Origin of the sequence: Paenibacillus oryzae, from assembly GCF_001675045.1 — a bacterium.
Classification (GTDB): Bacteria; Bacillota; Bacilli; order Paenibacillales; family Paenibacillaceae; genus Pristimantibacillus; species Pristimantibacillus oryzae.
In genome coordinates this window covers 237056-245581 of record NZ_LYPA01000054.1, presented here as the reverse complement: position 1 = coordinate 245581, position 8526 = coordinate 237056, and the positions used below count along the sequence as shown (strand labels likewise).

The window sequence follows — 8526 nt, the reverse complement described above, 5'->3', positions numbered from 1 at the left end:
TCATAACGGAGAGAACCTTCGTTGGGTAGCTATGTTTTCAACATCCAGTTTTTTGGAAGCATTGTGGGTCAAGCATAGTCATCGATGTCCGCAAAAATGTATCCGCCACCGAACCCCGTGAACCCCGTACTCTTCTGAAAAGAGCGGCATGAGTTAATGAAATGAGTGACTTGGGGCAATCAATGAAGTGATACCTACCGCAAAAAAATCGACAATCTGATCATCATTGAATGGGTTAAGTAGAGAGCATCAAACAGATCCTCACCTTGGTTACTCCCATTCAAAAGCTCCCGTGTACAGTTGATAATAAATGCCGCCTTGCGCAATCAATTGAACGTGATTGCCCCGCTCCTTAATCCTCCCTTTCTCCATAACCATGATGGCATCTGAATTGCGGACCGTGGATAGGCGGTGCGCAATAACAAATACGGTTCTGCCATTCATCAAATTATCCATACCCGACTGCACAAGCGCTTCTGTTCGCGTGTCGATGGAGGAGGTCGCTTCGTCCAGAATCATGACAGGCGGGTTGGCGATAGCCGCCCGCGCAATAGCGAGCAGCTGGGCCTGGCCCTGCGAAAGCCCGTTCCCGCTTCCGTCCAGCGGGGTTTCGTAGCCCTGCGGCAAGCGCTCGATAAAGCCTGCGGCATGGGACAATCTGGCGGCTTCCTTCACCGCCTCGTCGCTAGCCTCCAGCCGCCCGTACCGGATATTGTCGGCCACGGTGCCGGTAAACAGATGAGTGTCCTGCAGCACAATGCCAAGCGAACGGCGCAGATCGGCCTTTTTCATCCGCCCGATATTGATCCCGTCGTAGATAATTTCGCCTTCCGTAATGTCGTAGAAGCGATTAAGCAAATTGGCAACTGTCGTTTTTCCAGCGCCAGTGGCTCCTACAAAAGCAAGCTTTTGCCCCGGCTCGGCATAAAGCGTAACATCCTGCAGCACCTGCTTGCTGCCATCATAGGAAAAGGCTACTCCTCTAAGCTCCACCTTGCCCTTCAAAGGAATAGTGGACCCGTCCTCCAGCTTCCACGACCAGCTTCCATGACGTTCGTTTTTCTCCAGCGTAACCCGTCCTTCGTCCTCCTCCGGACGTTCATCCATCATTTCAAAAATCCGCTGCGCTCCCGCGATGGCCACAACAAACATATTGACCTGCGACGAGATTTCGGCAATCGGCATCGTGAAGTTTCTGGACAAGCTCAAAAATGCCGCAATGCTTCCCAGCGTCAAGCCTTTGTCCCAGCCGGAAATAGACAAGGCTCCCCCAACGATGGCAACCATCACATAGATCAAGGTGGCAAAATTGGCGTTCAGGGGCATCAGAATGTTGGAATATTTATTAGCTGTCGCGGAGCTTTTATACAAATCCTCGTTCAGAACGGCAAACTGCCGGATTACATTTTCCTCGCGACCGAACACTTGAACAACCTTTTGTCCATGAATCATTTCTTCAATATATCCATCTACAACGCCAATCGACTCTTGCTGCCGGAAAAAATGCTGCGTCGCTTTTGTGCCTATCTTCTTCGTCATCCATAGCATAAAGCCAGCGCCGGCAACAACAACAATGGTTAACGGTACGTCAAGGTACAGCATCGTTCCAAGCACCACAATTACGGTCACAAAGGTGGATAGCAGCTGCGGCAGCCCGTCGGTCAGCATCATATTGAGCGTATCCACATCATTGGTATAATGACTCATAATATCGCCATGAGCCTTGCGGTCAAAATATTTGATAGGAAGCTTTTGCATATGGCTGAATAAATGATCGCGGATTTTTTTCATAATTTGCTGCGAAATGGTTATCATCAGCCTTTTGCAGGCAAAGGTGCTGACCACACCAGCAGCATAAATAACGGCAAGAATGGTTAACGCCTGCAGCAATGCGTCGAACACCGGATTTTGATTGCCCAGCAAAGGAACGATAAAGTCGTCCACAAGCAATCTCAAAAATGCGGCGGACACAACGGAAACGGCGGAGCTGACCAAAACAAGCACCAGCACCAGAGCCGTCCTCAGCTTGTAGTATTTAAAATAAGCAAGCAGACGCTTGATGGTTTGACCATAGCTGGTGCTATTGCCATGATCGATTTCCTTATTGGAATTGATGCTGTTCGACATCGGCTTCACCGCCTTTCGTTTGGGATTCGTAGGCTTCCTGATAAATCGCGCTTCTGACCAGAAGCTCCTCATGAGTTCCGGCATCCGCCATTTCTCCGTCATCCAGTATGATAATCTGGTCGGCATCCTGAACGGAAGCTATCCGCTGGGCAATAATGATTTTGGTCGTATCGGGGATACCCTCCTTCAGCACCTTCCGAATCAAGGCGTCGGTTCGGGTATCGACTGCGCTAGTGGAGTCGTCCAGAATAATAATGTTTGGCTTTTTCAGCAAAGCTCTGGCAATGCAAATCCGCTGCTTTTGGCCGCCGGAAACGTTAGTTCCCCCTTGTGCAAGACGGGTGTCGTATCCATCGGGGAACGACGATATAAAGTCATGAGCCTGCGCGGCCTTGCAAGCCTCTATCAGTTCCTCTTCGGTAGCGCCTTCGTTTCCCCACCGCAGATTTTCTTTAATAGAGCCTTCGAACAATACATTCTTTTGCAGCACCATGGCAACCTTGCTTCTCAGCACCTGCAGGTCATATTCCTTGACGTTCCTTCCGCCCACAAGCACCTCGCCCTGGCTCGCATCGTAAAGTCGCGGAATAAGCTGCACCAGCGTTGATTTGGCGCTGCCAGCCCCCCCGATAATGCCAATCGTTTGACCCGATTTGATTGTAAGATTGATGCCGGACAGCGCATATTTTTCCGCCTTGGCGGAATACCGGAACGAGACGTTGCGGAACTCTACATCGCCGCTGGGCAAGTCAGTTACCGGGTTATCCGGGTTTGTGATATCAGGCTGCTCCTTCAGCAAATCGTGAATCCGTCCTGCGGATGCGCGGGCAATGGCAACCATAATAATAACAAGGCCAAGCGTCATCAGGCTCATTAAAATTTGCATGGAATAAGCAAATACGCTTGTCAGCTCTCCCGTCGTCATGGAGCCGCCGACAACAAGCTTGGCGCCGATCCATGAAATAAGAAGCATGACGCCATACAACACGATTTGCATTAGCGGCAGCTCGTAGGATATAAGCCGCTCCGCTTTTGTCATTAGCGTAAATATCCGGTTGGAAACCATTTGGAACTTGGATATTTCATGATTTTCACGCACATAGGATTTCACAACGCGAATGCCCCGGACATTTTCCTGTACTGCCTTGTTCAGATCATCATAGCCACCGAAGGCCTGTTCGAATATAGGGAAGGAATACTTCATAATAAGCAGCATGCCGACAGCCAAAACCGGAATAACGCCAAGAAACCATAAAGCGATGGTCGGGCTGATCTGAAAGGTCATAATCGTCGCAAAAATCATCATGACAGGGCTGCGGAAAGCAATCCTTATAATCATAAGAAACGCATTTTGCACATGCGTAATATCCGTCGTTAATCTGGTAACGATGCCGGAGGTCGAAAATTTATCCATATTGGAATAGGACAGCTTTTGAACATGATTAAACAGATCGAACCGAAGATTTTTCCCAAAACCAGCCATGGCAATGGCGGAATGCTTGCCGGCAAGCGCGCCGAACAGGAGCGATACAAGCGCAAACAGCACCAGAATCAATCCATATTTATAGACGGCATTCATGTTTCCGCCGGTAATGCCCAGGTCTATCAATTCCGCCATAAAAAACGGAATCGCAACCTCCATAGCAACCTCCCCCAGCAACAACACAGGGGTTAGCCAGGTATCCTTTTTGTACTCCCTTACACTCTGCAGCAATTTCCCCAGCATAAGCATTCTCCTCAATTGAAATAAAAGCCTATTTCCGCAGTCCAATGTGGCTGAACTTAAGCAATAGATGCTATTATAAACTGTATAGCAACTATACAGTCAATCACTCTTTTGAAGCCGGGAGGAAGCCATGCTGCAATCCGATTTTTTGCCCATCAGCGCATTTTCCAAAATGTCCGAGGTTCCGCGCAAAACCCTGATTTATTACGATTCCATCGGGCTGTTCAAGCCCATATTCGTGGCAGAAAACGGCTACCGCTATTACCATCGCAATCAATTGGACACCATTGGCGTCATACATATTTTTAAAGAGCTTGGCATGTCTCTGGAGGAAATTCGGGAGCATTTGAGCCATCGGACGCCGGACAGCACTCTTGAGCTGTTCCACAAACAAGAGGAAATCGTTTATTCCCAGATACAAAAGCTGCAGCGGGCCAAACAAATGATTATTCAACGGGCTGAAAATATTCGCCAATCCTTACACATGGATACAACCCGGATGGACGTCGTTTGGCAGGACAAAATGCCCCTTCTGCTGAGTTCGCCCGTTCGCTCCTGTAAAAAGCAGTTTCCCGAGGAGCTATGGAGCGATTTTCAGAAACGGCTGCAACGCGAACATGCGCCGCTTGGATACCCAACCGGCGTAATGATCGACAAAGAGGACATGCTGCGCTGCGATGGAGACTGGATGACCCATATGTACAGCCGAATGGAGACCTTTCATTACAAGCAGGAGTATATGCCGGAGGGGTATTACCTGGTGGCCTGCGCCAGGGCGGATTATGGAGATACGGAGAGGATATTCCCGCCAATATTTGAGTATATCCGCAAGCATCATTACACCATCATCGGCCATGCTTATGAAGAATATATGCAGGATGAGGTTGTTCTACAGAACCCGGAGGAATATTTGGTTCGGATTATGGTACATATCGAGAAGCCAAAAGGTATATGAAGTTTGCGGGGGTTGCGAAGGTTGAGGGGGCTCTTGGCGCCCCCTATTTTTCTTCGTACAGAATAATCGGCAACACAATCTCAAGCGTAAAAATGCCTTTTTCATGCTTGAACGTCAACGTTCCGTCATGCTGCTGAATCATTTTCCGGCTGCTGATCAAGCCGATTTCATTGCTGTCGCCTTTTTTCTCTATACGTTTGATTCTGTTTTGCATAACAAAATGTACGGTCTGCTCTCTCAGGAAATACTTCACGGTAACGGGATGGGACGGATCGGCGTATTTTTGAACATTGGAGAAGATGTTGTCAAAAACACGGCGAATCGCAACCAGATTAACCTCCAGCATAAACCGCTCCCGGGGAGGCTCCACCTGGAATTGAAAGCCTTCGCGGCTTGGAACAAATAGCTGCTCATGGATAAGCTGATCCAGAAGCGCTCCGCCTTCATAGGTTTCCAGCTCGATCTCTTCCGCTTCGGAGGCGGAGGATACCGTAAAATATTCAAACAGCTTATCCGACAACGCCTTGATTTGATAAGCCTTCTCCCTGCTATTGTGAATGTAGTTCAGCAAATCCTCCTGCGTCTTGTATTTGTTAAGCTGAATAATGTCCATATACCCCAGCAGAATCGTTAGCGGAGTTCGCAAATCATGGGAGATGGCAGTGATCAGCTCCCGATTGGCCAGCCTAATCTGCTCCTCGTTGTCCAGCCTCTCCATAAACGATTTTCTCATTTCATCCAGACTTTGCGCCAGGGAGGAAAGCTCATCCTTTCCGGATATCGTAATGGGATAATCCAGATTGCCGCCCTCCAAAATTTTAATTTCCCGCTCAAGCTTGCCGATATAGGACGTTTTTTTGTTGATGAAAAGCAGAAAAGAAATAATAAACGTTATAGCCGCAAGAGAAATGCCAATAATTAATATCAAATTGTAATATTGGTACTCATAAGAGCCCACCATATAAACCTGCGCCTCCTGATCCTTGAAGGAAACGGTCGTGATCGGTATTTTGGAAGGCACAAAATGGGTTAGAAGCTGCTCGCTCACAAGGGGATCGATCAAGTTGTTTGACGAATAGATCAGCTTTTCATTGCTGAAAATATATAAATTCAAATACCTTTCCTTGCCTACCCAAGCCGACAGCTCTTTTTCATCATCGCTTGAAAGCTTTTCATCCTTCACAAAATCGATAAAACGTTCAAGCGCATCCTTCTGCCTCTGCTCAATAAAGGTGGATTTGCTCAAATAATTGTCCAGCACGCTCTCCCCGACAATCTCCAAAACCACAAAGGAGCAAAAGGAGATGAGCAATGAAAACAGGATGGCAAGTATTAATTTGAGCTTCAGCTTTTTTCCGATCAGCAGCTTATTCAACCTTGTACCCCTTCCCCCAAACGGTTTTTACATATTTAGGGTTTTGCGGGTCGTCGCCAAGCTTGCCTCTCAAGTTTCGAATATGAACCATGACCGTATTGTTGCAGGTATAAAAATAGGGCTGCCCCCAGACGCTTTCGTATATATTTTCAGCCGAAAACACCTTTCTCCGTTTTTTGGCCAATAGAAGCAAAATGCTGTATTCGATATCCGTTAAGGAAATTTCCTTTTCCCCGACATAAACCGTTTTTAAATCCTGGTACAGCGTCAGGTCGTGAATGATGATTTTATCCGTTTCTTCCGCTTTTTCCTTTCCGCGATAGACATAATAGCGGCGCAGCAGCGCTTTAACCCGGGCCACCAATTCGGTATAGGAAAAAGGCTTCGACAAAAAGTCGTCGCTTCCCGAGGAAAAAGCCAGCTGCTTGTCGGAATCCTGCGATTTTGCCGTCAGGAACAAAATTGGCGCGCTTGTTTTTTCACGGATTTCAACGCAAGCCTTCAAACCGGATTTGTTCGGCATCATAATGTCCAAAATGATAAGATCCGTCTCATCATTTACTTTGTCGATTGCATCCTGGCCATCCACAGCTTCAATGACCCTATAATTTTCGCTCTCCAGCAAAATCCTTACAATATCCCGAATTTCGCTATTATCGTCAGCAATCAATATTTGCTTGCTCATCTCATCCCTCCTTGCTTCATGTTCAGTATAATATGGCCGATATGCCTTAGCCAGCCCATCCAGCCCACTTAAGAATTCTTCAGAAATCATATAGATCTCTCTTAATGTTTAAGCATTATACTTTACAATAATCAACATGAGAAGGAGTCGACCGCCATGCCGAAGCAAACCAAGGACCGCCTTTTGAAAATAATGCTGATAGGATTAACTATAGTGTCATTAGGCCTGTTTGTGTATTATTCTCCCCAAATTCTGAACATATTGTCCTCCATGGATAATTTCAGAGACTATATCCGCTCCACTGGCCATTGGGGGCCGGCTGTCTTTATGTTTTTCCAGGTGCTTCAAGTCGTCATCGCGCCTATTCCAGGCGAGGTTGTGCAAATTGCCGGCGGCTACATTTATGGAACCGCTCTTGGATCGTTATATATTACGTTAGGCATGATGATCGGCTCGGCTATCGCTTTTTATTTTACCCGCTTTATTGGCCGTTCCTTTATCGAGCGTCTGCTGGAGAAAAAAAATTACAAGTGGATGTCGCTTATCAATGATGAAAAAAAGCTGTCCGCCTTTTTGTTTATCTTCTTTATCATTCCCGGCCTGCCAAAGGATTTGCTCGTTTATGTTGCGGCACTTACGCCAATTCGAGCGACCCGTTTTTTCATTCTGACGCTCGTAGGACGACTGCCCTGGATTGTCGCTTCCGTTGCCGTCGGGTCCACTATCCATATGGAGCAATACGGAACGACGATTGTTCTGTCCGTCATCTCTGTAGTCGCCTTTGTCGTAGGCTATATCTATAAGGACAAGCTGATTCAATTTTTTTCAGGTCTAGGCAGGGCTGCGGGAGAGAAAAAAAGCGGTGAGCAGAAAATGCAGAACGCTCCCAAAAAAAGCGTAGCTAGAGTTCAACGCAAAGTGTGACCATATGAGCTTGAAGCTGTAATGCCAGGATTGAATAAAGCTTGAACGGGACAAGCAGTATCGTAAGCTTTTATTAAGTGTTTATGAAGGAGGCGTTGTTTATGCGCAGTATTGAAACCAAGCGGCTGATATTACGAAACTTTTCGGCGGCGGACGCTGGAGGGCTGCTGGAATATACCGCAAATCCCAGAGTCAATTGCTTTAGGGATCAGCATCTTTCAAGTCTGGAGGACGCCATAAAAGAGGCGCAAAAAAGAAGCGGCGACGATTCTCATATCGCCGTTTGCCTGAAGGAGAGCGACGCTCTGATCGGAGAGTTGTTTTGTATGAAGGAGGACCCTGATACCTTTAGCATTGGCTGGAATTTCAACGCGGCTTACGAGGGTAAAGGTTATGCCAGCGAAAGCGCGCGGGCATTGATGGAGTACCTTTTTATAGAAAAAGAAGGACGGCGTCTGTACGCGTATGTAGAGGATGACAACTTCCGTTCGCAAAAGCTGTGCGAGAAACTGGGCATGCGCAAGGAAGGCTGCTTTATGGAATTTATCTCCTTCGTCAAAAATGAAGACGGCACTCCAAAATATGAAAACACCTTTCAATATGCCCTGCTCAAAAAAGAATGGCTTCAGCAAACAACAAAATAAATAAATACGCAAGCCTCAGACAGAGCCGGCGCTCGTTTGAGGCTTGCGTATTTGGAATGGAATCAAACGCTCAAAACAGGTATAGTAGTC

Annotated in this window: 7 protein-coding genes; 3 read left to right on the top strand and 4 right to left on the bottom strand. The window is 47.2% G+C overall.

All coding sequences use genetic code 11. The features are described 5' to 3' along the window. Positions 1–270 precede the first annotated feature (270 nt). Together A7K91_RS12530 and A7K91_RS12525 are read right to left on the bottom strand one after the other, a co-directional pair. Positions 271–2127: an ABC transporter ATP-binding protein gene (locus tag A7K91_RS12530; protein ID WP_156739512.1), complete on the bottom strand. Its 1857-nt coding sequence runs from the start codon at positions 2125–2127 to the stop codon at positions 271–273. Further along, the gene (locus A7K91_RS12525) at positions 2102–3853 is read right to left on the bottom strand and encodes an ABC transporter ATP-binding protein (protein WP_068683132.1); all 1752 of its coding nucleotides are present in this window, start codon (positions 3851–3853) and stop codon (positions 2102–2104) included. Before A7K91_RS12525 ends, A7K91_RS12530 begins: the two co-directional genes overlap by 26 nt. A 130-nt stretch (positions 3854–3983) precedes the next feature. Here A7K91_RS12525 and A7K91_RS12520 point away from each other — a divergent pair, with 130 nt between their 5' ends. Then, positions 3984–4808 carry a MerR family transcriptional regulator gene (locus A7K91_RS12520; RefSeq protein ID WP_068683130.1) on the top strand — a complete coding sequence of 275 codons (825 nt, stop codon included), beginning with the start codon at positions 3984–3986 and terminating at the stop codon, positions 4806–4808. A 43-nt stretch (positions 4809–4851) separates the two neighbouring features. Here A7K91_RS12520 and A7K91_RS12515 read toward each other — a convergent pair whose 3' ends face one another. Both A7K91_RS12515 and A7K91_RS12510 read right to left on the bottom strand, forming a co-directional pair. Beyond that, positions 4852–6183 (bottom strand): sensor histidine kinase, encoded by a 1332-nt coding sequence (locus A7K91_RS12515; RefSeq protein WP_068683127.1) that lies wholly within the window; start codon positions 6181–6183, stop codon positions 4852–4854. Next, entirely contained in the window at positions 6176–6868 is a 693-nt protein-coding gene (locus A7K91_RS12510) for a response regulator transcription factor (protein ID WP_068683125.1), read from the bottom strand. The genes A7K91_RS12515 and A7K91_RS12510 overlap by 8 nt, the downstream gene beginning before the upstream one ends. Positions 6869–7024: 156 nt before the next feature. Between A7K91_RS12510 and A7K91_RS12505 the strand changes: the two genes are divergently transcribed. Together A7K91_RS12505 and A7K91_RS12500 are read left to right on the top strand one after the other, a co-directional pair. Then, on the top strand, positions 7025–7792 hold the full coding sequence (locus A7K91_RS12505) for a TVP38/TMEM64 family protein (RefSeq protein WP_068683123.1): 768 nt from the start codon (positions 7025–7027) through the stop codon (positions 7790–7792). 101 nt (positions 7793–7893) lie between these two features. After that, positions 7894–8436, top strand: a complete 543-nt coding sequence (locus tag A7K91_RS12500) for a GNAT family N-acetyltransferase (protein ID WP_068683121.1) — start codon at positions 7894–7896, stop codon at positions 8434–8436. The last annotated feature ends 90 nt before the right edge of the window (positions 8437–8526 follow it).